General features: G+C 65.9%; 22 protein-coding genes and 1 pseudogene. 10 read left to right on the top strand and 13 right to left on the bottom strand.

The features are described 5' to 3' along the window. Window positions 1-55: 55 nt before the first annotated feature. The 3 genes from HNO80_RS13775 to hisC form a co-directional block, all read right to left on the bottom strand. Complete coding sequence (locus HNO80_RS13775; RefSeq protein WP_175323416.1) at window positions 56-739, bottom strand: hypothetical protein; 684 nt, start codon at window positions 737-739, stop codon at window positions 56-58. A 338-nt stretch (window positions 740-1,077) separates the two neighbouring features. Further along, entirely contained in the window at window positions 1,078-2,490 is a 1,413-nt protein-coding gene (locus HNO80_RS13770; protein WP_175323415.1) for an amino acid permease, read from the bottom strand. Between the two features lie 55 nt (window positions 2,491-2,545). Continuing rightward, complete coding sequence (hisC, locus tag HNO80_RS13765) at window positions 2,546-3,643, bottom strand: histidinol-phosphate transaminase (RefSeq protein WP_175323414.1); 1,098 nt, start codon at window positions 3,641-3,643, stop codon at window positions 2,546-2,548. Between the two features lie 93 nt (window positions 3,644-3,736). Between hisC and HNO80_RS13760 the strand changes: the two genes are divergently transcribed. The 6 genes from HNO80_RS13760 (at window position 3,737) to HNO80_RS13735 (ending at window position 10,649) form a co-directional block, all read left to right on the top strand. Further along, entirely contained in the window at window positions 3,737-4,240 is a 504-nt protein-coding gene (locus HNO80_RS13760) for an Lrp/AsnC family transcriptional regulator (RefSeq protein WP_175323413.1), read from the top strand. Between the two features lie 121 nt (window positions 4,241-4,361). Further along, window positions 4,362-6,041, top strand: coding sequence for a thiamine pyrophosphate-binding protein (locus HNO80_RS13755; protein ID WP_175323412.1), 1,680 nt, complete (start codon window positions 4,362-4,364; stop codon window positions 6,039-6,041). 35 nt (window positions 6,042-6,076) lie between these two features. After that, on the top strand, window positions 6,077-7,054 hold the full coding sequence (locus HNO80_RS13750) for a lipid kinase (RefSeq protein WP_175323411.1): 978 nt from the start codon (window positions 6,077-6,079) through the stop codon (window positions 7,052-7,054). 148 nt (window positions 7,055-7,202) lie between these two features. After that, entirely contained in the window at window positions 7,203-8,819 is a 1,617-nt protein-coding gene (locus HNO80_RS13745) for an alpha-amylase family glycosyl hydrolase (protein WP_175323410.1), read from the top strand. A 239-nt stretch (window positions 8,820-9,058) separates the two neighbouring features. Further along, window positions 9,059-9,820, top strand: coding sequence for a dTMP kinase (locus tag HNO80_RS13740; protein WP_217500931.1), 762 nt, complete (start codon window positions 9,059-9,061; stop codon window positions 9,818-9,820). Further along, a complete protein-coding gene (locus HNO80_RS13735) occupies window positions 9,756-10,649 on the top strand; it encodes a potassium channel family protein (protein ID WP_175323408.1) in 894 nt (297 codons plus the stop codon). The genes HNO80_RS13740 and HNO80_RS13735 overlap by 65 nt, the downstream gene beginning before the upstream one ends. Before the next feature lie 173 nt (window positions 10,650-10,822). On the opposite strand, the gene HNO80_RS13730 is transcribed toward HNO80_RS13735, so the two are convergent. Then, window positions 10,823-11,203, bottom strand: a complete 381-nt coding sequence (locus HNO80_RS13730) for a VOC family protein (protein ID WP_175323407.1) — start codon at window positions 11,201-11,203, stop codon at window positions 10,823-10,825. 311 nt (window positions 11,204-11,514) lie between these two features. Between HNO80_RS13730 and HNO80_RS13725 the strand changes: the two genes are divergently transcribed. Both HNO80_RS13725 and HNO80_RS17795 read left to right on the top strand, forming a co-directional pair. Further along, complete coding sequence (locus HNO80_RS13725) at window positions 11,515-12,264, top strand: DinB family protein (RefSeq protein WP_175323406.1); 750 nt, start codon at window positions 11,515-11,517, stop codon at window positions 12,262-12,264. Between the two features lie 194 nt (window positions 12,265-12,458). Beyond that, the gene (locus tag HNO80_RS17795) at window positions 12,459-13,172 is read left to right on the top strand and encodes a hypothetical protein (RefSeq protein WP_217500930.1); all 714 of its coding nucleotides are present in this window, start codon (window positions 12,459-12,461) and stop codon (window positions 13,170-13,172) included. 191 nt (window positions 13,173-13,363) lie between these two features. On the opposite strand, the gene HNO80_RS13715 is transcribed toward HNO80_RS17795, so the two are convergent. After that, window positions 13,364-13,864 (bottom strand): ester cyclase, encoded by a 501-nt coding sequence (locus HNO80_RS13715; RefSeq protein ID WP_249777346.1) that lies wholly within the window; start codon window positions 13,862-13,864, stop codon window positions 13,364-13,366. A 197-nt stretch (window positions 13,865-14,061) separates the two neighbouring features. On the opposite strand from HNO80_RS13715, the pseudogene HNO80_RS17995 reads away from it, so the two are divergent. Continuing rightward, window positions 14,062-14,260 (top strand): annotated as a pseudogene (locus HNO80_RS17995) (IS5/IS1182 family transposase); the annotation flags it as partial. A 96-nt stretch (window positions 14,261-14,356) separates the two neighbouring features. Here HNO80_RS17995 and nagB read toward each other — a convergent pair. The 7 genes from nagB to HNO80_RS13680 are packed head-to-tail and all read right to left on the bottom strand — an operon-like array spanning window position 14,357 to window position 21,480. Beyond that, the gene (gene nagB, locus HNO80_RS13710) at window positions 14,357-15,133 is read right to left on the bottom strand and encodes a glucosamine-6-phosphate deaminase (RefSeq protein WP_175323405.1); all 777 of its coding nucleotides are present in this window, start codon (window positions 15,131-15,133) and stop codon (window positions 14,357-14,359) included. Between the two features lie 37 nt (window positions 15,134-15,170). Further along, window positions 15,171-16,397, bottom strand: a complete 1,227-nt coding sequence (locus HNO80_RS13705) for an ROK family transcriptional regulator (RefSeq protein WP_175323404.1) — start codon at window positions 16,395-16,397, stop codon at window positions 15,171-15,173. 13 nt (window positions 16,398-16,410) lie between these two features. Then, window positions 16,411-17,463, bottom strand: a complete 1,053-nt coding sequence (locus HNO80_RS13700; RefSeq protein WP_175323403.1) for an SIS domain-containing protein — start codon at window positions 17,461-17,463, stop codon at window positions 16,411-16,413. A 5-nt stretch (window positions 17,464-17,468) separates the two neighbouring features. Next, the gene (locus HNO80_RS13695; protein WP_175323402.1) at window positions 17,469-18,317 is read right to left on the bottom strand and encodes a carbohydrate ABC transporter permease; all 849 of its coding nucleotides are present in this window, start codon (window positions 18,315-18,317) and stop codon (window positions 17,469-17,471) included. Next, on the bottom strand, window positions 18,314-19,264 hold the full coding sequence (locus tag HNO80_RS17990; protein WP_175323401.1) for a carbohydrate ABC transporter permease: 951 nt from the start codon (window positions 19,262-19,264) through the stop codon (window positions 18,314-18,316). Before HNO80_RS17990 ends, HNO80_RS13695 begins: the two co-directional genes overlap by 4 nt. 4 nt (window positions 19,265-19,268) lie before the next feature. Next, window positions 19,269-20,564: an extracellular solute-binding protein gene (locus HNO80_RS13685; RefSeq protein WP_175323400.1), complete on the bottom strand. Its 1,296-nt coding sequence runs from the start codon at window positions 20,562-20,564 to the stop codon at window positions 19,269-19,271. After that, complete coding sequence (locus HNO80_RS13680; RefSeq protein ID WP_175323399.1) at window positions 20,539-21,480, bottom strand: BadF/BadG/BcrA/BcrD ATPase family protein; 942 nt, start codon at window positions 21,478-21,480, stop codon at window positions 20,539-20,541. The genes HNO80_RS13685 and HNO80_RS13680 overlap by 26 nt, the downstream gene beginning before the upstream one ends. Before the next feature lie 336 nt (window positions 21,481-21,816). On the opposite strand from HNO80_RS13680, the gene HNO80_RS13675 reads away from it, so the two are divergent. Then, window positions 21,817-22,401: a histidine phosphatase family protein gene (locus tag HNO80_RS13675; RefSeq protein ID WP_175323398.1), complete on the top strand. Its 585-nt coding sequence runs from the start codon at window positions 21,817-21,819 to the stop codon at window positions 22,399-22,401. Window positions 22,402-22,416: 15 nt separating this feature from the next. Here HNO80_RS13675 and HNO80_RS13670 read toward each other — a convergent pair whose 3' ends face one another. Next, the gene (locus HNO80_RS13670; protein ID WP_175323397.1) at window positions 22,417-24,315 is read right to left on the bottom strand and encodes an FAD-binding monooxygenase; all 1,899 of its coding nucleotides are present in this window, start codon (window positions 24,313-24,315) and stop codon (window positions 22,417-22,419) included. Window positions 24,316-24,324: the final 9 nt, after the last annotated feature.

The raw sequence follows: 24,324 nt of genomic DNA, 5'->3' as shown, positions 1-24,324 counted from the left end.
TGGCTGCACCGTATCGTGTCGACGTCGGCGTCTACTGCGGATGCCGGTGCATCGGCTACGGGACCGCCTTCGCAGAAAGAGCCCTTAGCCAACCATCCGTAGTCTCACCGTTGATCGTAGCTTCGCCCATTTCCACAACCATTTGGACCTTTGTTCCGTCCCGCCACCCTGATGCAAGTGACTCATCAACAAACACGGACAGGTCCTGGTCTCCCCCTTGGGCCTTCAGCAATACGTTGTATTCTCCGGTCGCCCCGGTCATCCAGAGCTTCGACATGAACAGTTCGCCGGTTAGCCGAAACCGGTCTCCAACCTTGATTCCACCCATCTGTGCGGAGTTGAGCTTGTCCAGCAACTCATCAACGGTGATAGCCGTGGCCACAGGGGCGGCAGGCGCTGGCTCGGCCGATGGCGTGCTTGCTGCAGTTGGCGCAATCTGGGACGGAGATGCCGACGGCAAGATCTTTGCCCCGCTGGCTGAGCTATCCCCGCCCCCGAACGCATTGATGATGAGCGGCACGATGACAAGGAGTGCGAGCACGCCCCCGCCGATCCCGATGAGTTTCCACGGGGTCTCGGGCTTGGGGCGCCGGAAGTTCAGCTCAGATCGCAGGGTCCCCTGGGTCTGGGAGACGAATTCCCAGCCCTCTTTCTCCAGCTTGGCTCTAGTCCGGGCTTCGATGCCGCGAACCGTCTTCACAGACCTAGTCTCGTACTTCACACTTACTGGTGTCGTCATGTTGTTCCCCCTCGGCCGGACATCTCTTCGAGAGCTTAGAGTGGCGCACCGGTATCTCAAAGTCGCCCCAAAAAACGGCACTCAGCTCCGCGTTGTCTGTGGAGAATCTGTACCCACTGCGAAACCGATGCGCGGGCGACGGTACCCTGCCGCTGTTTCACGCCGCCCCAAACGCCGCCTGACACTTTTCCAACGGACTGGCGGTCCGGAAAAACACGACCCAACCCATCACCCGGCCGATACGTGCTCTACATGCCAGCTCGGAAGGGCGCGCCCGGTCAGACCGGACGCGCCCTCCGCGTACGCCGAACCCGCGAGGTGGGTCGGCATCCCCTTGGTTAGTCGACCAGCGCCGGCTCCTTGGCACGCTCGGAGGATTCTTCAACCGGCGCAACCTTCCGGTTCCGCTGATTCATCCAGTTCGCCACTGCCAGCAGTGCCACGAGGGTGAACGTGCTCAGGAGCTGGGGGCGGGAATCCTCGCCGATGAAGCCGACCGTGAAGATCGCTGCGAGGATCACCAGGCCAAACACCGTGAGCCCCGGGAAGCCGGGCATCCGCAGGGGCAGCTCCGTGCCCGCACGGTCGGCGCGGAGCCGCAGGGCCAGCTGGGCCAGCAGGGCGGACGTCCAGACCAGCAGGCAGGTCGAACCCACGATGTTGAGCAGGACGGGAAGGACCATCTCCGGGAAGGCCAGCTCCAGCACCACCGTCACGATGCCGAAGGCGACGCTGGCCAGGACGGCAACCACCGGGACCCGGGCCTTGGACACCGAGGCGAGCAGGCGGGGCGCTTCGCCGCGCTCCGCGAGGGAGTACGCCATTCGTGACGCGCCGTAGAGGTTGGCGTTCAGGGCCGAGAGCAGCGCGGCGACGGCCACCAGGGTGATGGCAGTGGCGGCACCGGGCATGCCGGCGGCGTCCAACACCGCGGCGAACGGGCTCTTCAGCCCGGCCGATCCCACGGGGACCACGGCCGCAATAATGAAGATGGCGCCGATGTAGAACACCAGGATGCGCCACAGCACCGTCCGGACTGCCTGCTTCACGCTGCGGGCAGGCTCGGCCGTCTCGGCGGCAGCCACGGACACAATCTCGGTGCCGCCGAACGCGAAGGCGACCACGAACAGCGCCGTCGCGATCCCGGCGAAGCCGCTGGGCGCGAAGCCCTCCCCCATGAAGTTGGACAGGCCCGGCGACTGCACGCCCGGCAGCCAGCCGAAGAGCAGCGCGAAGCCCACCAGCAAGAACCCGATGATCGCCGCCACCTTGAGCAGGGCGAACCAGAACTCGAACTCGCCGAAGTTCTTCACGCTGGTCAGGTTCACGGCCGTGAGCACCACGATGAAAACAAACGCCATCAGCCACACCGGCAGGGCCGGGAAGATGGTGGCCAGCAGGCCGGCGGCACCGAGCGCCTCGGCCGCGATGACCACGACCAGCTGGATCCACCACAGCCAGCCGACGGTGGCGCCGGCCACTGGCCCGTAGGCCTTGGCGGTGTAGACGGAGAAGGCGCCGCTGTCCGGGTTGGCTGCGGCCATTTCGCCGAGCGCCCACATCACCAGGATGATCAGGGTGCCGGCGACGAGGTAGGAGATCAGCACGGCGGGGCCGGCTGCCTGGATGCCGGCGCCGGAGCCGATGAACAGGCCCGCGCCGATGGCGCTGCCCAGGCCCATCATGGTCAGCTGCCGGGGTTTTAGGGCCGCGCCGAGCGCGCGGGCAGACGTCTTTGTCTGTTGTTCCATGGAGATTCCTCTGGTTGTAGGCGGAACGGAGTTAGGGGGTGGGGTAAGTCAGTTGTCAGCCTGCGTGGGCTGCCAGGAGCCGAAGCACGCGGTCGTTGGCGGCGGGGTCGGCCACGGTGATGCGAACGCCGTCGTCCTGGTACCCGCGCACCAGGATGTCGGCGCGGTCGAATGCGTCCACCAGCGTTGCCCGGAGGGTGTCATCGGCACGGATCCACAGGAAGTTGCCCTGGCCTGGCTGCAGCTTCCAGCCCTGCGCTTCCAGCTCCGCGGCCATCCGAGCGCGCTCCTGCTTGACGGCGGCCACCCGGGATTCCATCTCGTCCCCGGCGTCCAGCGACGCGATCGCAGCCTTCTGGGCAAGCGCGCTCACCGAGAAGGGAAGGGCGGTGCGGCGCAGTCCCTCGGCGATGGCGGGCGCGGCCACGGCGTAGCCCACGCGCAGGCCGGCGAGCCCGTAGGCCTTCGAGAAGGTGCGCAGGATGCAGACGTTGGGGTACCGGCGGTAGAGCGTCAGGGAATCGGGGCCGCTGCCGGCGTCGGCGTATTCCACGTAGGCCTCGTCGACCACCACGAGGATGTCGGAACGGACGGACCGCAGGAACGCCTCGATGCGCTCGTGGCTGATCGGCACGCCGGTGGGGTTGTTGGGGGTGCAGAGCAGGATCACCTTGGTGCGGTCGGTGACGGCCGCGGCCATGGCCTCCAGGTCGTGGCCCTCGGCGTCGTCCAGCGGGATGCGGACCGGCCGGGCGCCGGCCAGCTCAACCAGGATGGGGTACGCCTCGAAGGAGCGCCACGCGAAGATCACTTCATCGCCGGCGTCGCACAGTCCGGTGATGATCTGCTGGAGGACCCCCACGCTGCCGGGTCCCACCGCGATTTCCCCGGCGGTGACGCCCAGGTGCCGTGCGAGCCGTTCGCGGAGTTCGACGGCGGCGCTGTCCGGGTAGCGGTTCATGGTGCCGGCCGCTTCGGTCACCGCTGCGGCGGCCGCGGGGAGGGGCTCGTAGTGGCTTTCGTTGCTGGCGAGGGCCGCAATGTCCAGGCCGGCACTCCGCCGTCCCGGGACGTAAGACGGAAGGCCGGCCACCGCGCCCCGAAGTGCGGGAAGTGCTGGGGCCGGCGCGGTCAGGAGCTGATCAGGGGTCATGAGGACCGATCATGATTGTGACCCGCCACACAATGCAAGATACCCTCATGCCATTGGAACTTCTGCTCAACTTCAACTGACTGCGGTGAAAATATGACCAACCCAACCCCCCGCACCCTGGATTCACTCGACGGCCGGATCATCCTGGCGATGGACAAGGACCCCGAAGCCAGCGCCCTGGCCCTCTCGCGGACGCTGAACGTCGCCCGGAACACCGTCCATGCCCGGCTGGCGCGGCTGGAGCGCAGCGGCGCCCTCCGGTCCTTCAGCCGCAGGCTGGACCCCGCCGCGCTGGGCTACGAGCTCATGGCCTTCCTTTCCCTGTCCATCAGCCAGACGCGGACCGGGGCGGTGGAAGACGGGCTCGCCGCGATCCCCGAGGTGATCGAGGTGCACGCCACCACCGGGGATGCGGACCTCATGGCCAAGGTGGTGGCCCGCGGCACGGCCGACCTCTACCGCATCACCAACCAGATCCTGGAAATCGACGGCATCCAGCGGACCAGCACCGCCATTTCCGTGCTGGAGCTCCTGCCCCCGCGCTACGACGGCCTGCTGGCCCGGCTCTCGGAGCAGGAGTCGCGCCCCGCCGAGTAAGGCTCCTGGCCCACCCGCGCCGAGTGGGCAAATTTTCACTTCAACTGGTCCCTGACTGCCAAAAGTCCCAGTCAAAATCGACGCTATTGCCGATTCGTGACCCAACCCACATGCTTTCCGCATGACTACTCTCACCGTCTCGGGCCGCGTAGCGCAGGTTCTCGGCAGCTACCTCACCGACCTCTTCGGGGTCATGGGCAACGGCAACGTCCACTTTCTGGACGCCGCCGAGCAGCTGGGCCTCCGCTTCACCGCCGTCCGGCACGAGGGCGCCGCCATCGCCGCGGCCGACGCCTACTACCGGACGTCGGGACGCCTCGCGGCGGGCACCACCACCTACGGCCCCGGCTACACCAACGCGCTCACCGCCCTGGCCGAGTCCGTGCAGGCGCAGATCCCCGTCGTGCTGGTCACCGGGGACGCCCCCACCACCGGCGCCCGCCCCCAGGACGTGGACCAGACGGCCATCGCCGCGGGCCTGGGCGCCGCCACCTTCACCGTCACCCGGGAGGCCGCTGGTTCCATCACGCAGCAGGCGGTGGAGTTCGCACTCACCAAGCGCACCGCCGTCGTGATTGCCATCCCGTACGACCTCGCCGCCCTCGAAGCGGCCGATGAAGAGCTTCCGGCGCCGCTGGCGCCAGCCGAAAATGACGACGTCGACGTCGACGGCGGCCTGGAGCAGGTGGCCCGCCTCCTCGCCGGGGCGAGGCGGCCGCTCGTCCTCGCCGGCCGCGGCGCACATCTGGCCGGCGCCGGCCGGGAGCTCCGGCAACTCGCCGACCGCCTCGGCGCGCTGACCGCCGGAACCGCGCTGGCGCTCAACCTCCTTGAGGGCGACGGATACCTCGGCGTCGCGGGCGGCTTCGGCACTGACACCGCGGCCGGGCTCATGGGCGAGGCCGACGTCATCCTCGTGGCGGGCGCGAGCCTGAGCCCCTTCACCATGCGGTTCGGCCACCTGCTCGGCCCCGACAGCACGGTCATCCAGATCGACGCCGCCCTGCAGCCGACGCACCCCCGGGTGGACACGTTCGTCAGCGGGGACGTGAAGTGCGCTGCGGAACGCCTCCTGGCGCTGCTGGATGACCCGGCCGCGCCGGTCGCCGCACCCTCCGGAGCCTGGCGCGCGGAAGCCCGCAAACGCCTGGCCGAGGAACCGGCCCACCACCCCGGCGCAGCGGAGACCCCGGACGGCCGGCTGGACCCGCGCTCGCTCGCTAAGGCCCTGGACGCGGTGCTGCCCGAGCGCCGCACGGTGGTCCAGGACGGCGGGCACTTCGTCGGCTGGGCACCCATGTACTGGCGCATTCCGCGGCCACAGGACCTGGTCATGGTGGGGACCGCCTACCAGACCATCGGACTGGGCCTGGCCAGCGCCGTCGGGGCAGCCCGCGCAGTGGAGGAGGACCGCACCCTGGTGCTGGCATCCGGCGACGGCGGCTTCCTGATGGGCCTGTCCGACCTCGAATCGCTGATCGGCGCCGCCCGCAGCGCCGTCGTCGTGATCTACAACGACGCCGCCTACGGAGCCGAAATCCACCAGTACGGATCCCAAGGCCTGACCGAAAAGCCGATGCTGATCCCCGAGGTGGACTTCAGCGGCGTCGCCCGGGCCCTCGGTGCCGAATCGGCGATCATCCGCTCGCTGGAGGACCTTTCCGCGCTCACCGACTGGATCGACGCCGGCGCCAGGGGAACCTTCGTGGCCGACTGCCGGATCACCTCCAGCGTCCGGGCCCCGTGGCTGAGCGAGTGGATGGAAGCCTCGCGGGCCGCGAAGGCGGCGGTGGCCGGCTAACGGAGTACACAGGTCCGCGTCCTACCATGTTGTGAATGAAGACTGTCCGGGACGCACGCTCTGCCGCCGTTGTGATCAACGCTGGGTCTCGCCGGGCGGGGTCGCACGAACTTGCTGTGGACGCGATGCGTAAGGCCGGCGTGCCGATCTCCGCCGTTCACCTCGTGCAGTCAGGGACAGACCTGGCCGGGACCCTTGACCGGGTGCTTGCGGACGGGCACGACCTCGTGGTTGTCGGCGGCGGCGACGGGACGGTCTCCTACGCCGCCGGCCGGGTTGCCGGCACCAACGTTGTGCTCGGCGTTCTTCCCCTGGGCACCGCCAACGACTTCGCCCGCACTCTGGAGATACCGAATAATCTTGCCGAGGCGTGCGCCGTCGTCGCCGAAGGCAAGGTGGTGGACATCGACCTCGGCCGGGCCAACGGTGAGCCGTTCCTCAACGTCGCATCCGTGGGCCTCTCGGTGGCGGTTACCGAGGCGCTGAGCCCCCGCCTGAAGCGGTTCGTCGGGCCGCTGGCCTACAGCATCGCCACGCTTCGGGCCTATGCCCGGCACAAGCCGTTCCGGGCCCGCCTCGAGTTCCCGGACGGCGACCACGAGCCGCTGGAGCTCGAGGATCTGCTTCAGCTGGCGGTCGGCAACGGCCGGCATTACGGCGGCGGCAACACGGTCTCCCCCACCGCAGGGATCGATGACCACACCCTTGACATTTACGCCATCCTGGCGGGTCCCCTGCGGGAGCACGTGAGCATTGCCCGGCTGCTCAAGGACGGCAGTTTCATCAAACACGACCGGGTGTACCACCTGACCACCCGGCGGGTCCGGGTGGTCACCGACCAGCCGCTGCCGGTGAACCTTGACGGCGAGATCGCCACCACAACGCCCACCGATTTCACCGTCCAGCGCAACGCCGTCCACGTGGTGGTGCCCCAGAGCAGCACGAGCGCATCGTTCGACGGACCGGGCGCCACGAATTTGCCGGCGGAAGGCGCACCACCTCCTCCCCCATGAGGCACGGACCGTGCCGCACCGGCGGATCGGGCGCGGCTCCATTCCCTGCCAGCAAGTTGTCCGCTCGCGTGGCCGACCGTACGGTTGCCGATATGGATTTCTTTCTCCGGCACCGACCTGACACGAACGTCTCCGCGGGCGCCAACCTATGAGCGTGCCGGAGGAAGCGGCCCTGGCGCCGGCCGCATGGTGGCAGTCCGCGGTCATTTACCAGGTGTACCCGCGCTCCTTCGCGGACGGCGACGGCGACGGCGTGGGCGACCTCGCCGGGCTCACCGCGCGGCTGCCGTACATCGCCTCGCTCGGCGTCGACGGCATCTGGATGACCCCGTTCCAGCCTTCCCCACAGGTGGACCAGGGCTACGACGTGAGCGACTACTGCGGCGTGGACCCGCTGTTCGGGACGCTGGAGCAGTTCGAGTCGCTGCTGGAACAGGCGCACGCTCTGGGCCTGAAGGTCCTGCTCGACGTCGTCCCCAACCACTGCTCCTCCGAGCACCCGCTGTTCCAGGCGGCCCTCGCGGCCGGCCCGGGCTCGCCGGAGCGGGAGATGTTCCACTTTGTGGCCGGCCCCGACGCCGACACTCCCCCGAACAACTGGCAGAGCGTCTTCGGCGGCCCGGCCTGGAGCCGGGCCAACCCTGCGTCCGCGACGGACAACGACTGGTACCTGCACCTCTTCTCCGCCGGCCAGCCGGACTGGAACTGGCGCAACCCCGCCATCGGCGAGTACTTCGAGGGCGTGCTGAAGTTCTGGTTCGACAAGGGCGTGGACGGCCTCCGCATCGACGTTGCGCACGCCCTGTTCAAGGCCGAGGGCCTGCCGGATTCCCCGTCGACAGGCGGCGTAGTGGACGGGCTGCGGTCCAACCCGCAGGTCTCCGACCAGGAGGAAGTCCATGAGGTGTACCGCCGCTGGCGCACCCTGGCCGAGAATTATGAGCCGCACCGCCTGCTGGTGGGCGAGGTCAACCTGGAACCGGCCCGCGCGGCCCGCTACACCCGCGCGGGCGAGATGCACCAGGCCTTCGCCTTCGCTTTCGTGAAGCTCGGCTGGGACCCGGAGTCATGGGCAGCCGTCGGTAACGAACTCGAAGCCGCCCGCCTGTTGCACGGTGCGACGCCGACGTGGGCGCTGGAGAACCACGACATTGTCCGCACGGCCACCCGGTTCGGCGGCGGCGACGTCGGTGCGATGCGGGCCCGCGCCGCGCTAGTGGCCCTGCTGGGCCTGCCCGGCCCGGCGTATCTCTACCAGGGTCAAGAGCTCGGGCTGCCCGAGGTCGACGTGCCGCTCGAGGCCCGGGTGGATCCCATGTGGGCCCGCGGCGGCGTCTGCCGCGACGGCGCTCGGGTGCCGCTGCCATGGACCGAGGATCCAGCGCTGCACCACGGCTTCGCACTCGGCACCGCTGAAGGGCCACCCTCCGAGCCCTGGTTGCCGCTCCCCGCAGGCTGGGGCAGGTACGCCGTCGAACGGCAGGAGCGGGACGCCGAGTCCGTCCTGAACCTGACCAAAGCGGCGTTAGCGCTGCGCCGGAAGCTGTGGAAGAACGAGGTCTTCACCGCGGACGACGGCGGCACCTGGCGTGTCGAGGCCGGCGAGCTGCTGGTCTGCGAACGAAACGAACACTTCCTCATCGCTGTCGCCATGGGTGCCGAGCCGGTGCAGCTTCCTGCGGGCACGGTGATCTTCAGCGCCCAGCCGCTGGAGCAGGAGGGCTGGCTGCAACCGAACAACGCTGCCTGGATACTGACTGGCTGAGGGCGCCGAGGGGCTGACGCAACCGTCGTACTGCCCCGAGGCCGGGCCGGGCCGGGCCGGCACGCTCTCTTTCCCTCAGCAGGTGAACCGTGCTTCACTAGTTACATACGGAGGGGAGTATCCCCAGATCCGGTCCGTCGTCAATACGGGTGTCCCAGTACACTCCGGCGGGCAGAGCCGATCATTTCGGCCGGGAGAGACCTCCAGTTGGTTCAATAACTGACTGGAATCAGGTCCCCATGAACGTTCCCCTGGCTGCCACCTCCACCGAAGCATCCCCGTCGCGGCGGCTGTCCGGGACCCGCCCTGCCGTGGTGGTTGTGCTTGCCGGCATCGACGGCGCAGGCAAATCCACGGCGGCGCGACTGCTTGCCCAACGGCTGGTGGGCTCCGGACGGCGCGCGACCGTAGCGAAGAATCCCTGCGGGCGGAGCAAAATGACCGCATGGTCCAGCCGTCTCGGCCTGAGCGTTCCGGCCGGATTGCTAGACGCTGCCGAAACGACCATCCGCTGCGCCAACGTCCTGCTTTCCCATCTACGGGCCAGATGTTTTTCCGGCATCGTGATCATGGACCGGTACCTTTACTGCCAGTTGGCATTGAAGCGGGTGAGGGGCCTGGGCCCGGGACGTTTCCTGCCCTGGCTGCTGCGGTTGCTTCCCGCCCCGGACGCTGTGTTCTACTTCGCCGTGCCGGCTGACCTTGCCTTGAGCAGAATCGCCAAGCGGGGCACCGACACCGAGGACCTGGAGAGCCTGGCGGCCTTCGACAAGGGCTATAGGGAGCTCGACGATTTCCCCTCCTTTGTCATCATCGACGCCGGGCAGTCTTCCGGGCAGATCGCGGAGACGGTTTGGCTGGAGCTCACCCGCTCCCTGGCTCCCGGTCCACCCGACCGGGCCGTCACGCCGTCGCGATGGGCCCATAAGATGAGGCATGGACTTTGCGGATACGCTCTGGACGGTTTTAGGGGCCGGGCTGGTTCTGCTGATGCTCGTTGACGTCTTTCGAACGCTGCTTTATCCCCACGGTTCCGGTCCTGTGGGCCGGGCGATCATGCGCGGGTTCTGGCTAGTATCCCGAAAACTGCGGGGCCGGGGCTCCTTCATCGCAGCGCCGTTGGCCATGGCGGCTGTCATTGGCGCCTGGGCGGGCCTCGCGGCCATCGGCTGGGCCCTGCTCTACTTGCCGCATCTGACGGACGGTTTTGTTTACGGAGCCGGGGTTCCCTTGCGGGCCGACTTCGCCGAAGCCCTCTACATCTCCTTGGTCACTCTTTCCACCGTGGGGTTTGGCGATATCGTGGCTACGCATTCGCTGCTCAGGCTGGTGGTGGCACTTCAGGCCGTCACCGGTTTCGGTTTGCTGACAGCAACGGTTACCTGGATCCTGCAGATGTACCCGGCGCTTAACCGCCGCCGGGCCCTTGCTCACGAGCTGAACTTGTTCAGGGAGGCCGCAGGTCCTGCAGGTGTACTGTCCGTGGAACCCACGCATGCCGCCGGGCTGCTGGAGTCAATGGCCGGAAACGTAGCTCTGGTGAGCATCGATCTGCTTGCGTTCCATGAAACCTATTATTTCCGTGAAGTCGAGCAGCGCGGCTCCTTGCCGGCCACAGTCGCCTACGCCCAAGAACTGGCATCCCAGGCCCAACGCAGCGACAACCCTGAACTCCAGTTCGCCGGACGGATGCTCCACGCCGCGCTCGATGGACTCGCGGACGTTCTTCGCGGCAAGTTCGGCCATTCCGGAACCACCTCTTCTGACGTGTTCGACAGCTACGAACTGCACCACCGACACCTGCGGGGCAGGAAACCCGACACTAACTAGCGTGCGGGTAGCCGCTGCTGCGAACGCTGCTGTTCTGGACGCGCCGGATGCCCTGTCCAGGGGCGACGTCAGGCTCGAAACCGGCTCCCGCCTTGAGGGCGGGACCCGGTCCGCTCCGGCTCCGTTGCCGGGGGTAGCGATGTTATGAGCCCCTGATCGGTGTCAGCCTCCTACTACGAACGCTGGGCGATGTTGAGGATGTTGCCCTCGCTGTCCAGGAACCAGGCTCCCTTCCCCCAGGACGCCGTGGCAATGCCGTTCTCCGTCTTCAGGCCGGGAAAGTCGTACTCTTCAAAGACGACGCCGCGGCCTCGCAGTTCCTCCATCTCGCGTTCCAGGTTGTCCGTTTCCCAGCCCATCTGGGTGTTCTTGGCCGTCCCCGCATTGTCCGTTTGGTAAACGAGGAAGCGGGTTCCTTGGCCGCAGCTGTACATCACGCTGCCCTCCTCCATCGATTCGGAGGGTTCGATGCCCAGCTTGTCCCGGTAGAACTCCTTCGCCCTGTTGATGTCCTTCGCGGGGAGGACAGCCATGATGTTTGAATCCTTGAACATGATGATTCCCTTCAGTGCGTCGATGACCGCAGTGATGGCGTTACTCCCCCCGGTTTCGGTCCCCGGAATCATGGTCCGGAGCCGTGACCGCCCCTCGCGCCTAGCCGGGGCAGCCACCTGGGACTCTCCGATGCCGCGCTACATCATCGCCGGCGCGAGGGGTCCCCGAAGCTTATGTGGCCATTATGGACCGACCTGGTCCTGCAGAAAATGGGTTATCGGTATCCCCAAAGCGTTCGAGGACGGCCGGCTGCAGCCGAGGAACCCGCCAAGGTACTGCGCGACCGACAAAGCCGTGGCAGAGTGCTGGCATGGCAGCTTTCACCCAGTCCGACGACCTCCGGGGCGCACAATTCACCGACGTGAACCTGCGGGGCGCCCGGTTCCTCCGGTCCGACCTCTCCGGCGCGGTGATGCGTGCGGTCGACGCGGCCGGGGCGGACATCGATGCACCGTGGCTGCTCGAAACCGGTAGCACGCTGTACGTCAACGGCGTCGATGTCGTCCCCTTCGTCGAGGCCGAACTCAACCGCCGCTTTCCCGGCCGGGTCGAAAGGCGCGCCGGCGACCCGGATGGGCTCCGTGCCGCCTGGGCCGTGCTGGAGCGGACCTGGCAGACGACGCTCGAGCGGGCCGAGGCGCTGCCGCCCGGCACCGTTGATATCTCGGTGGACGGCGAGTGGTCCTTCGCCCAGACGCTGCGCCACCTGATCATGGCCACGGACACCTGGCTGGGCCGGGGAATCCTCGAGCTGGAACAGCCGTACCACCCCATCGGCCAGCCCAACGCAGAGTACGAGACCGACGGATACGATCCGGCTGTCTTCTCGGACGTCGCACCGTCCTACGCCGAAGTGCTTGAGGTCCGGGCTGAGAGGGCAGCCAGGGTGCGGGACTACCTCGCCACTGTCACCGCGGAGGACCTCTCCGCGGCCCGCCGAAATCCGTGGGCGCCCGAACTACCCGTGACCGTCCGCTCCTGCCTGCACACCATCCTCAACGAGGAATGGGAACACCTCCGCTACGCCGTCCGGGACCTCGATGCGATCGAGGCGGGCTAACGGCTGCGGCCGGCGGGAAGGAAAGGGGGTGCAAGAGGCTGTCCACGTCAGGAACGTGACAGCCTATTGTGTTCACGATGGCGGCGCGTGCCGTCGTCGTCCGGAAGTGCTCACCCCAGGTTCCCGTCCCTGGCAGCCCGAAACGGCCGCCGCACCTACCTCTCCGAGCCGAACCTTCGCGACAAGATATGTACATGGACGACTACGCTGTTAGCGCCGAAGTTGCTGCCGCCATTCTAGGTATGAGCGCCAAGACCCTTAGGCAGAGGCTCCGTGACGAGCGTCCTGCTGGGGCGCGACAAATCCCTCCGCAAAAGGGAGGCAACTGGTTCCTCCAGCAAAGCTACGTCGAGCAACTGGCCCAAAACCGCGGCCGCATCCTGACCCCAAAAACGGAATCACTTGCACGGCGCCCTTCGCCTGCAGTCCCGGAGAAGGCTGTTCCTCGAAGTCGGCAGGCTCCGTCGCCGGCCCATCTCCCCCATCGCGTCTGGTCGGAATGGATCCCCTTACAGGACGCATTGGCAGTAGCACCGCGCTTCCCGGGTGTCTATGTGTGCAGGCTCGCAAGAGAGCCTGAGCGTGGCCCCGTCTACATCGGCATGGCCGGCGAACGGAAGGGCAACGGCCTCCGTGGTCGTCTGGCCATATACGCAAGCGGCAAGGGAGCCGCATCTGGGCTTGGCGAGCACGCTTTCGACCGCGCTTTGGAAGATTCGAAGTGGCTCCAGGCTCGACTCGATGAGGCGCTTAGCGGCACCGCCATGCGCGCGACCAAGGCGGCGCGCTCAGCACTTGATAACGCTGGCCTCGAAGTCCGGTGGAAAACTGTCGAGACTCGAGTGGAGGCCTTGGAACTCGAGATGGAGCTCATACGTGAGTACCGGTCCGGACTTTGGAACCGCTGAACGACGTCTCTTAGGCCTCGGCCTTGTACCTGCGCCATGCCGTCCGTGACCTGAATGCGATCTCGGCCGACTAACGGCTGGGCCAGCGGGCAGAAAAGCGTGAAAATGGCTGTCCACGCCAGGAACGTGGGCAGCCCTGCTTTCTGATCCCCACGGCGGTCGTTCCGGCCGCCGTCGCGGGTGGGTGCCGCTCAGCCCACGGCCACCGCGCCGACCTGCTGCATGAGGGCCAGGTTGTCGGTGGTGCCCCAATGCTCTGCCACCTTGCCGTCCTCAACACGGATGATGTCCGTGCAGTCGAACTCGACGCTCTTGCCCGTTGCCGGGATGCCGGCCATCTCGCCACGGTGGGTCCCGGTCAGGATCACGTGGCAGGCTTCCATATTGCCGGCGGTCATCGAGGGCTCAATCGCTTTGACCTTGATGTCCGGGAAGGCCGACCGCATGGTGTTCACGAAGAATTTCACGCCATCCTTGCCGGACGGCTGCCCGGGGAGGCCTTCCTCGTGATCGACATAACTGTCCGTCGCCAGCTCATCAATGAGGGCAAGATTTCCGCTCTCCACGACGTCCCTGTAAAACAGCTCTATCAGTCCAATACCGTCCGACGTTTCCTGCTCCTTGTAGGCGAGAGACCGAATTGGCTCCCCAGGCATGTGGCCCGGCATGGCCCGCACACCCGCCGCATCCATTGTTGGAGGCTCGGCGCGCGGCACCGGGAAAACCTGTGCCTAAGTAGTGGAGAAGGGGCGAATCGCCTCGTTAAGGCTGAAGCTAATCCGGGGCATCGGAGGTGTCAATATGCCCTCGGTTAGGCCCCGGTTAATGTCATACCGGCGCCCTAATCTGCCGTTAGAAGCTTGCACCGTCCGGCAGGGGATGACATGAAGTGGATTGGTCGATTTCGGTGGACTCGACGGTGAACCGCGCCCACCAGCCCGGCACCAACCTGCCGCGCGCCGCAGGGGGCCCGGACGAACTACATGAATCTGTTTGATGAACCGGAGTACTATGCGATTGGCCGTTCCCGCGGCGGGCTGAGTACCAAGATTTACGCTCTGGTTGACGACAAGGGCAGGCCATTGGTGCCGCCGCCAAGGGCAACACGGTCGATTTCACACATACGGTCCGCGGGCTCTACACCCCGTCAAGCTCCGCCAACACCTGGCGCAGCGCCGCCCCGCTCACAACAGTTGTTCGTGCAGCTCCTGCGCCTCACGGTAGTAGTCGGCTAACGCCAGGTCCGCCGCTGCCGCAGGATCCAGCACCACCGTGGCATGGGGATGCAGTTGGAGGGCCGATGCCGGACAGAAAGCACTGATGGGGCCTTCAACCATGGCCCGGACGGCCGCCGCCTTGTTGCTTCCAAGGGCCACGAGCACCACTTGCCGCGCCTCCCCTATGGTTCCCAGGCCCTGTGTCAGGCACAAACGGGGTACGTCTTCTGCCTCGTCCTCGAAGAAACGCGCGTTGTCGGCGCGTGTCCGGCTTGCCAGCATTTTGACCCGCGTCCGGGACTGAAGTGATGATGTCGGCTCGTTGAACCCGATGTGCCCATTCGTGCCGATACCGAGTACCTGTACATCCACTCCGCCGGCGGCACTGATGGCGCGGTCATACCGGGCGGCTTCGTCGTTCAAATCAGCGGCGTCGCCCTGAGGCGTGTAGAGCCGCTCCAGCGGCATATCCACGTGGTCCACAAATTCTCTCCGGATTGTGGAGTAGTAGGACTGGACATGGGCGGGCGGCAACCCTGCGTATTCGTCGAGCGTAAATGCGCTGACCCGGCTAAAACTCAGGCCTTCTTCGCGGTGCCGACGAATCAGCTCCTGGTAGGTGAGGGCGGGAGAGCCGCCTGTGGCCAGTCCCAACACGGTTGGCCCTTGCCGGAGCCGGGCCTCAATGATGTCCGCGGCGCGACGGCCTACATCATGGGTTGATTTGCACAGAATGATTTGCACAGTATTGCGCCTCGCTAAGATTGTGGTTCCGGGCGAATTACCCGCCGTGGTGTGCCAAGTAGGTCAAACCGCTCACGGAGTTCATGGCCAGTTCAGCGGCGCCCATGATCACGGCGTCGGCGCCCAAGGCGGGCGGCACCAGATGGGGCACCTCGAGGATTCTCCCCTCCAGGCGCTCCCGTATGCCCGGAATGATTAGGTCTGAGTTAGTGGCAAGGCCACTGCCCACCACGATCACTTCGGGATCGAGGATGATCGCCATGGCTGCAATCGCCATGGAGATCATGTCCAGGATCCCGTCCGCCAATTCGCTCGCCGCAGGTTCGGACCCTTGAGCCGCAAGCAGGAGGATGTCATGGGCCGTAAGAAGTGTGCCCGCGGGAACGTTGATGCCCTTTTTCCTGGCCTCGCGGGTCAGCGCCTGGGAGCCCACTCTGTCTTCCAGGTCGCCAAGCTCACCGTACGAACGCCGGAGCGAGGACCGTTCCATCAGCATGTAGCCGACTTCACCGGCGGCGGACCGCGCACCGCGGTGCAGTACGCCGTCGGTCACAATACCGGCACCCAGGCCGTTGCCCAGCAGCAGTGCCACCAAGTTGGAGGTGTGCTGCCCCGCACCGCGTTGGAGTTCGCCGTAGGCCATGGCATTTGCATCGTTTTCCAGGAAGACCGGAACACTTGTCCGCTCCCGTAGGATCTTTCCCAACGGCAGGTTGGACCACCCTAGTTCCGGGATGCTGTTAACGATGCCGTCAGGCCCGCTCACCACGCCGGGGACTGAGACGCCGACGCCGAGGCATGGCCTGCCTTGTGCCTCGGCGGCAGCGAGCAAGGCATCGAGAAGTCCGAGCGTCACGGTCAGGCGCGCTCCCCCGGCGCCGCCTTCCGCGCTAGCACCGCCCACTTCCTCACTTCCAAACTCCGCTTGGTGACGTTCCACCACTTCGCCGTCGAAGTCCACTAGGATTCCGGTCGCTTTGTCGGTGGCCAGCTGGATTGCCGCCACGAGTCTGGCCCGTCCCGTGTAGCGGATGATGAGGGGAGGGCGGCCGCCAGTCGATTCCTTCTGGCCCTCGACCTCGACCAGGCGCTCCTTGATAAGGCTCCCGGTCAACCGGTTGACCGTTGCCGGGCTTAGCCCCGTAAGCTCACCTATCCCGGCGCGCGAGAGCGGACCATGGGCTTTGAGGGTCTCAATGATGGCCGTGCGGTTGACTTTGGAGACCGTACTTGTGGTTGCGGTGCTCCCGTTGGCTTTCGACACTTTCCGATCTGTCCTAAGCGGTCCGGTTGACGGGTTGCAGCTTCGTATCGTCCTGGTGGTACCGGAAGCCTTGGATGGCCAGGCCAGCGTTTTCCGCGACGGCACCGACAATAAGGTGCACGATAACTGCTTCGACAATAGCGCGGGCGAAGTCCGTTGCTTCAGTCGGAATCTCGACGACCATCAGGTTGGGGTGTTGAGGCCGGGCGATGGCCTCCCCTGGCGCCGCCGTAATCAAGACGACCTTGACGCCGGCGTCGAGGACGGAGTCTGCCAGGGAAAGTTCCCGTCCGTCACCGAAGATCACCAGCCCGGAAGAGGGTCCCAAGGGTTCCATGGGGCCGTGCAGGTACTGGTAGGTATCGAAAGATGCCGTTGGTAGTTGAAGGGCTTCGCGGAACATCAGGGCCCCTTCCCCCGCCGATGCCAAGGAGTACCCGCGGCCCACAAAATCCACCGTCCGTGCCTCGCGCAGGTGTTCGGCGGCCTTCGGCCCGGCACCGGAGTAGTTGGCGAGGACCTCGGACACCAGCGCCGGAATGCGTTCGCTGTCGAAGAATCCCGGCTGGCCTTCATCGCCAGCTGTAAGTGCGCGCAGCAGTCGGGAATAGGCCAGCAGCGTAGCCGTGTACCCGATGGTGTAGACAGCCGAATCATCGAATCCGCCAAGGGGAAGGACATGGTCCACCACTGCGGAAAGCGGCGCATCGGGAACATTCGTGATGCCAATCCTGCGGCCGGGGGCCAGTTTTTCCGCGGCGCTGATCGGTTCAGGACTGAGTCCCGATTCGGAGACCACCACGTAGTGGTCGGCAGGCTCAAACCCTTCACGCATAAGTGCCAGGTCCGATGCCGTGATGTTCACTCCCCGGAGACCTGCTTGGCCGAGTGCGGTCAAAAGCGCTTGGCCTGAATGGGTGGAAGCCCCCATGGCGACGACGCCCACAGTTTCACCGGGCAGCCAGCGCTGGTCGAGGCCGGCAAGGACCTCCAGCTGGCCGGAGAGTGAACGCCGAAGGTTTTCAGGCTGCGAAGACACAGCATCCGCGTACGAAATCTTTCTCAACTGTATTAACCTTTCACTGCGCCGGCGGCCATGCCGCTGACGATGTATCGCTGGAAAATGACGGCAATGATGACGGGCGGCAGGGCGGCGAGTATGCCTCCGGCTGCTACCAGTCCGAAGTCCGTGGTGTATCGGCCCGCAAACTCGGAAATCGCGACTGTCAGGGTCTTGGAAGCATCCGACGACGTGAAGATCAGCGCATACATGAACTCGTCCCAGGCCAGCAGGAAAGAGAACATCAGAGCGGCGAAAATACCGGGCTTCGCGCTTGGCAGCACCACCCGGAAGAGTGCCCCCATGCGGCCGCACCCATCGATCAGGGCAGCTTCTTCCAGCTCTTCGGGAATCGTGACGAAGTAGTTGCTCAGGATCCACAGCGTGAACGGGATGACAAGCGAACAGTCCACGATGATCAGTCCGAGTTTCGTGTCCAGCAGCTGCAAGGCGCTCAGAGCCAGGTACAGCGGGATCAGCAACGCGATCTGCGGCAGCATATAGGTTGCCAGGAAGATCATCAGCACGGTTCCGCGGAAGCGGAACCGCAACCGGGCGAAGGCATAGGCGCCGAGGATGGCCACGACCATGGAGATGGCTACGGTTCCGCTGGCAACGATCACCGTGTTGGCGAAGGCGCTCCGGAATGCGGAGCCGACGCTGTTTGCCCCGCCGGTGAATATTTCCTGGTAGCGGTCCAGATAGAGCGTGGATGGTATCCATTGCAGCGGGCGCGAAATGAGGTTGCTCTGGGGTGAAATGCTGGCGATCACCATGAGCGCGAAGGGCGCGATGATGGCGAGCCCCACCACGATGGCAGCCAGGTGGATCAGGACGGAGTTGCGGCGCCCGTTTCTCATACCAGGCTCATTCCGGACCGCCGCAGAACGCGGAGATAAATAGTGGACAAGATGAGGATCACCATCACAATGAGGTAGGACAGCGCGGACCCGACGCCGTAATTTTGGTCGGAGAAGGCGGTGACATAGGTGTAGTAGGCAATGGTCTGGGTACCGTTTGCCGGCCCGCCCCGCGTCATGCCGTAGATGATGTCGAAGACCTTGAAGGCTTCTACTGTCCTCAGGACGACGACGATGGAGATTGAAGGCACCAGCAGGGGCAGGACGATGGACCGGAACATCCGCGGCCAGCCGGCCCGGTCCAGGCGTGCGGCCTCGTAAAGCTCCTTGGGAATGGACGTCAGGCCTGCCAGCAGGAAGAAAGCCACCAGGGGCGTCGTCTTCCACACATCGGCAACGATGACCATGTTCAATGAGGTGAACGGATCCCCCAGCCAGGCCTGGTAGTGGTCAATCAGGCCCAGCTGCAGGAGAACCGCGTTGAAGGCCCCGTACTCTGCGTTGAAGATGCCTTTCCACATGGCGGCGTTCACAATCGTGGGAACTGCCCACGGGACAACGACAACAGCACGGAAGAGCCAGCGGAACTTCATGGGCGCATTGAGCAGCGCAGCGAGCCCAAGGCCCAGGACCAACTCCAGCGCCGTCGATGTCAGCGTGAAGTACAGAGTGCGCCCCATCGAAGCCCAGAAGCCCGGGCTTGCCAGTGCCGAAGCGTAGTTTCCAAGACCCACGAAGGGGGTGTCAACTGCCAAGACCGAGTCCACCTGGAAAAACGAGATCAGCAGGGTGCGGAGGATCGGGTAGACAATTACCCCGAAAACCGCGACGGCAGCCGGCAGGAGCAGCCAAAAGGCCAGTTTTCCGTGATTCTCAAGTCGCCTCCGCCTCTTGCCCACTGGCGGAGCGGCGACGTCGGGCACGGGTGTGTTCGTGACAGTTGACACCGTTTTATTCCTTGTTTGCAGCGGCTACGGCGTCGTCCATTGCCTGCTGGGCAGATTTCTTGCCGAGCAGGGCGTTCTGGAGTTCGACCTGGAGCGCCTGCGAAGCACGGTTGTAGTCCTTCATGGCAGGGCGGGAGATGAGGTTATCGAACTGCGCGCCGGCGGCCTTGAATACCTCAGGGTTCGTCTTGGTGACCTCGGGCTTGTCGTAGCTCGATTTCCAGCTCGGCATGGAACTGGCAGCATACTTTTCCTGGTTTTCCTGGCTGCTCATGAATTCGATGAACTTCCAGGCCGCATCCTGGTTCTTTGAGTGCGAGCCAATTGACAGTGCCATGGATCCGTTGACGCCGGGACGGTCGCCCGAGGGGCCAGCCGGAGTCTGCATGACGCCGATCTTGCCCACCACCTTGGAGATGCTCGGGTCATCGAGGTCCCGAAGGGTCGATTCCCAGTTCAGCGCAAAGGCAGTCTGCCCCTGTGCAAGGGACTTGGTGACGTCGTCCTCCAGGAACGTCGTTGAGGACGGGTTGCTCAATCCGCCGTGGATGCTGTCCATCATCCACTGCAGCGCTGCAACGCCTTCGGGGCTGTTGACGGCTAGCTTGCCGTCGTCGGCGGTGAAACGGCCTCCGAAAGCGCCCAGCAGCTGGGCGTAGTCACAGACCAGCGCCTCAGCCTGGGACCAGCTCCAGGACAACGGGAATTCGACCTTGCCCTTGGCCTTGATCTTCTCGGCAACCTTGAGGACTCCGTCCCAGGTCTGCAAGTCCTTCTCGCTGGCTCCGACGCTCGCTACGAGGTCCTTGTTGTAGTAGAAGAGCTTGGTGGAGGGGAACAGGGGAACACCGTAGTACTTGTCCTCGTACTTCGCCGTGTCGAGGGCCCCGCCCAAAACGTCCGTCTTCCAGCTCCCAGGGATGCGGCCGGTGAGGTCTGCCGCGATTCCCTTGGAGGCGAACTCGGCAGGCCAGATAACGTCTGTGAGGAATACGTCATAGGTGCCTGCCGGGGCGGCCGTGACTATCTTGTCGTGGAGTGCTTCGTAGGACACGAACGTGGGCTCCACATCGATGTCCGGGTTCTTCTTTTCGAACTCGCCGACCATTTTGGCGACGTCGTCCTCGGAGTAGCCGGCCTGCTTCATGAACAGTGCATGTACAGTTCCGGTGCCCTTGCCGGTGGCTCCACCGGACGGTCCGGCGCCGGTCACGCTGCATCCCGAGAGCGCCAGCGCCCCCGCGAGCAGACCGGCCCCGATGGCCAGCGGTTTCCTAACCAATAGGCTGATGATGTTCATTACTCTCCTTCATTCTTATTGTTGACGTCTCTGTCAGGTGTTTGGCACGCTCTAGGGCGCCCCAAACAGGAGGAATAGTCAGTAGTTCCACGTTGAGTTCGGGGTGGTCTGCCGCCACGTGGCGTTCAAACGCTTGGAGCAGGAGCGGCTGGTTCACAGCAACGCCCCCGGCCATGACCACAGTGTTTCCTTGGGCGCCCCGCCTCCGGACCCGCGCCACGTCGGCGGCCAAAGCCACGGCCGCGGCATTGACGACGGCCATTGCCAGGGGCGAGCCTTCCTTGGCACATTCGAAGATGAGTGGCGCCATGCTCCCCCACAGGGTGATCCGCAGGTCGCTGGCGAAGAAGTAGGAAAGCTCCGTCTCATCGGCGGCTTGGCAGTGGGCCAGGAGCCGTTCTGCCAGAATTTCCCTCTCCATGCCCTCGTCCCGGGCTTGCAGGACGGCGCGGACCGCCTCACGGGCGAGCCCGGGAGCACTTCCCGGGTCGCCGAGAAGCCAGCCGTGGCCGCCCGCGGTGACCTTGCCGCCGTCGGCCGTTGTTCCCACCACGATGGACCCCGTCCCGACTATCACGGCCAGGACCGGGTCCTGCGTGCCGGCGGCGGGGCCAAGCAGTTCTGCATCGTTGACCACCTCCACCGGGCCGGGGTGCACCAGTTCCAGCTGGGCGCGGAAAGCCTCGCACTGGGCTGCCGTGTCGCACCCGTGCGCCCCCACTGCCAGCGGAACTCCGGAACGGGCACCAATGTGCCTGGCGTAAAGGGCAACAAGGCGTTCCGCGTTAGCGCTGTCGCCCAGAAGATAGCTGCGCTGCCACTCGGCAGTGGGCACCACGATGTGCACGTCCTCGATACCCGGCGCTGCCACGAGGATGTGGGTCTTGGTGCCGCCAATGTCGATTCCTACGAGCACTTGCCTGCCGGTCCTTACAGTCGGGATGTACTTTTTTATCTGATCGATAAGAAGTAGAGCAAAGCTAACCGTCAGTGGGATCCGGTGTCAATAGCCGCCGCTGAAGAAGCGCCCGCTCATCCCGGAAGAGACGACCGCTGCGGCCATTAGAAGCCGGTAGCAACGGCTGAGTGCAGACCCACTGACGCCAGTCAGAACAGAAGTACGAGACACCCATCCAGCCGCAACGGATGGACCGAGTCCTTCGAGAAATTGCAGTCTGTGCTGGCCAGCCGCAGCTGAGGCGCCTGCGGCCCGCGGAACAGGGTCCAGACCAGCTCAGGGCACAATGGAAGCATGCCCCTGACAACTTTTGCGCTCATCCGCCATGGCCAGACCGACTGGAACGCGCAGCGCCGCCTGCAGGGATCCACCGACATTCCGCTGAACGACGTCGGCCGCAGCCAGGCGCGGGACGCTGCCGCCGCCCTGTCCGGCGACACGTGGGACGCGATCGTCTCCTCGCCGCTGGGCCGTGCTGCCGAGACCGCTGACCTGATCGCCGCCGGGCTTGGCCTCAGCGTGGCCCGGCACGTGCCGGAGCTCACCGAGCGCTCCTTCGGCCCCGCCGAGGGGCTGCAGGACGGCCCGGAGCTGGACGCCCTGCGCATCCCCGGCGGTTTCCGCGGCGCCGAAACCGAAGACGACGCCGCAGACCGCGGACTGGGCGCGCTGGAAGCACTGGCGGAGGAGTTCCGCGGCGGCCGCGTCCTGGTGGTGGCGCACGGCTCGCTGCTCCGGGTGAGCCTCGGCCGGATCGTCGGCCGCCCGCTGCAGCGGGTCGACAACGCTGCGCTCAATCTGGCCCACCACCACGCCGTGGACGGCTGGCGGCTTGAATACTTCAACGGCGAGCGCCTGACCGCCGACGCCCTCGCCTGAGCCGAACGCCTCCGGCTACGCCCGCCCGGTCACCCGCTCCCCCAACAACGGCGCGAAGAACGCGGCGAGCTCCGCCGTCGCCGTCAGGGGCAGCACGGTGGCCACGTACTGGTCCGGGCGCACCACCACCACAACGCCGCCGCGGTCCAGGCCGCGCTGCTCAAAGATGTCCGCCCGCGGATCCGCGGCGTAGACCTTCTCCAGGTAGTTCAGCTGGAACGGCCCCACGGCAGGCTTGAACACCGCCGGCACGGCGCCGATATCCACGCTCGTGTGCTCCTGCTGGTAGATGACCTTGACGTCGAACCATGCGTCACGGTCTAAACCCTCAGGGGTGGCGGCGAGCGGCGAGTCCGGCGCCTCGGCCAGCCAGGCGGCCAAGTCCGTGGTGGGCGACGGCGCGCCGGGCACGGCCGGGTCCGCGAAGACGTAGATCCGCCACCGGCCGTCCGCCGTGGCCTGGTGGCCCAGGTGCAGCGGGTTGGTGTCGCAAACCCGCACCACCGGTGCGGACTTGAAGCGCTTGCCAATGGGAAAACCAGTGGCCAGCTCCTGGTGCGTGGCCTCGCCGATCAGCATCGACGGGGTGTACTGGGTCATGAAGCCGGCAGGGAACTCCGCGGTGCTGACGTAGAAATCCTCCAGCTGGGAGGGGCTGTCGAATTCCTCCGGCTTCTTGGCCATCAGCGTCGACCATTCCTTGTCGAAGTCGATGAGGTTCTTCGCCACGACCTGGCGTTCTGCGGAGTAGGTGGCCAGCAGGCTCTCCGGGCTGCGGCCCTCCAGCACGTGACCCAGCTTCCAGCCCAGGTTGAAGCCGTCCTGCATGGAGACGTTCATGCCCTGGCCGGCCTTGGCGCTGTGCGTGTGGCAGGCGTCGCCGGTGATGAACACGCGCGGCGTGCGGGTGCCGAGGTCCTCCGGGACGACGTCGTCGAACCGGTCGGTGAGGCGGTGGCCCACCTCGTAGACGCTGTGCCAGGCGACGTTGCGCACGTCCAGCGTGTAGGGGTGGATGATGGCGTTGGCCTTGGCGATGATCTGCTCGATGCTGGTGCTGCGCACCGCGCCGGCGTCGTCCTCCGGGACTACCCCCAGGTCCACGTACATCCGGAAGAGGTGGCCGCCCTCGCGCGGGATCAGCAGGATGCTGCCGCCCGCGCCGGAGGTGATGGCGCACTTGGTGCGGATGTCCGGGAAGTCGGTGTTGGCGAGCACGTCCATCACGCCCCAGGCGTGGTTGGCCTTGTCGCCGGCCATGGTGCAGCCGATCGAATCCCGCACCTTGCTCCGGGCACCGTCCGCGCCCACAACGTACTTGGCCCGCACGGTGCGCTCCCGGCCGGCGTCCGGTCCCGAGGTGTGCGCGAGCGTCACGGTGACGGGATACTCCCCCTCGCCGACTTCCAGCCCATGGAATTCGTAGCCGTAGTCCGGTTTCATCCGGGTGGGCGCGTTGGCCATCACCTCGGCGAAGTAGTCCAGGACGCGGGCCTGGTTGACGATCAGGTGCGGGAACTCGCTGATCCCGGCCGGGTCATCGAGGGTGCGTGCGGCGCGGACAATGCGGGACGGATCCGCAGGGTCCGGCTTCCAGAACGCCATCTCGGTGATGCGGTACGCCTCGGCGATGATCCGCTCGGCGAAGCCGAAGGCCTGGAACGTCTCGACGCTCCGGGCCTGGATGCCGTCCGCCTGGCCGATGGCGAGCCTGCCGGGCCGGCGCTCCACGATCCGCGTCGTGATGTCGGGGAACTGCGAGAGCTGGGCGGCGGCGACCATGCCCGCGGGCCCGGTGCCCACAATCAGCACGTCGACGACGTCGGGAAGCTCTGCCGGGCGGTCGACGCCGACGCCGGCGGCCGGCTGGACCCGCGGGTCCCCGGATACATAGCCGTGGTGGTGGAAGTGCACGGGATTTCC

The sequence above is a fragment of the Arthrobacter sp. C9C5 genome, assembly GCF_013359735.1.
Classification (GTDB): Bacteria; Actinomycetota; Actinomycetes; order Actinomycetales; family Micrococcaceae; genus Arthrobacter.
The sequence above is the reverse complement of the archived record's forward strand: the minus strand, read 5'-3'. Positions and strand labels throughout refer to the sequence as shown.

Coding starts and splice junctions, on each gene's coding strand:
- HNO80_RS13685 (WP_175323400.1), bottom strand. CDS start 20,564: ATGAACATCATCAGCCTATTGGTTAGGAAACCGCTGGCCATCGGGGCC.
- HNO80_RS13775 (WP_175323416.1), bottom strand. CDS start 739: ATGACGACACCAGTAAGTGTGAAGTACGAGACTAGGTCTGTGAAGACG.
- HNO80_RS13675 (WP_175323398.1), top strand. CDS start 21,817: ATGCCCCTGACAACTTTTGCGCTCATCCGCCATGGCCAGACCGACTGG.
- HNO80_RS13715 (WP_249777346.1), bottom strand. CDS start 13,864: ATGGATGCGGCGGGTGTGCGGGCCATGCCGGGCCACATGCCTGGGGAG.
- HNO80_RS13730 (WP_175323407.1), bottom strand. CDS start 11,203: ATGTTCAAGGATTCAAACATCATGGCTGTCCTCCCCGCGAAGGACATC.
- HNO80_RS13725 (WP_175323406.1), top strand. CDS start 11,515: ATGGCAGCTTTCACCCAGTCCGACGACCTCCGGGGCGCACAATTCACC.
- hisC (WP_175323414.1), bottom strand. CDS start 3,643: ATGACCCCTGATCAGCTCCTGACCGCGCCGGCCCCAGCACTTCCCGCA.
- HNO80_RS13750 (WP_175323411.1), top strand. CDS start 6,077: ATGAAGACTGTCCGGGACGCACGCTCTGCCGCCGTTGTGATCAACGCT.
- HNO80_RS13755 (WP_175323412.1), top strand. CDS start 4,362: ATGACTACTCTCACCGTCTCGGGCCGCGTAGCGCAGGTTCTCGGCAGC.
- HNO80_RS13740 (WP_217500931.1), top strand. CDS start 9,059: ATGAACGTTCCCCTGGCTGCCACCTCCACCGAAGCATCCCCGTCGCGG.
- HNO80_RS13695 (WP_175323402.1), bottom strand. CDS start 18,317: ATGAGAAACGGGCGCCGCAACTCCGTCCTGATCCACCTGGCTGCCATC.
- HNO80_RS13770 (WP_175323415.1), bottom strand. CDS start 2,490: ATGGAACAACAGACAAAGACGTCTGCCCGCGCGCTCGGCGCGGCCCTA.
- HNO80_RS13745 (WP_175323410.1), top strand. CDS start 7,203: ATGAGCGTGCCGGAGGAAGCGGCCCTGGCGCCGGCCGCATGGTGGCAG.
- HNO80_RS17795 (WP_217500930.1), top strand. CDS start 12,459: ATGGACGACTACGCTGTTAGCGCCGAAGTTGCTGCCGCCATTCTAGGT.
- HNO80_RS13760 (WP_175323413.1), top strand. CDS start 3,737: ATGACCAACCCAACCCCCCGCACCCTGGATTCACTCGACGGCCGGATC.
- HNO80_RS13735 (WP_175323408.1), top strand. CDS start 9,756: ATGGACTTTGCGGATACGCTCTGGACGGTTTTAGGGGCCGGGCTGGTT.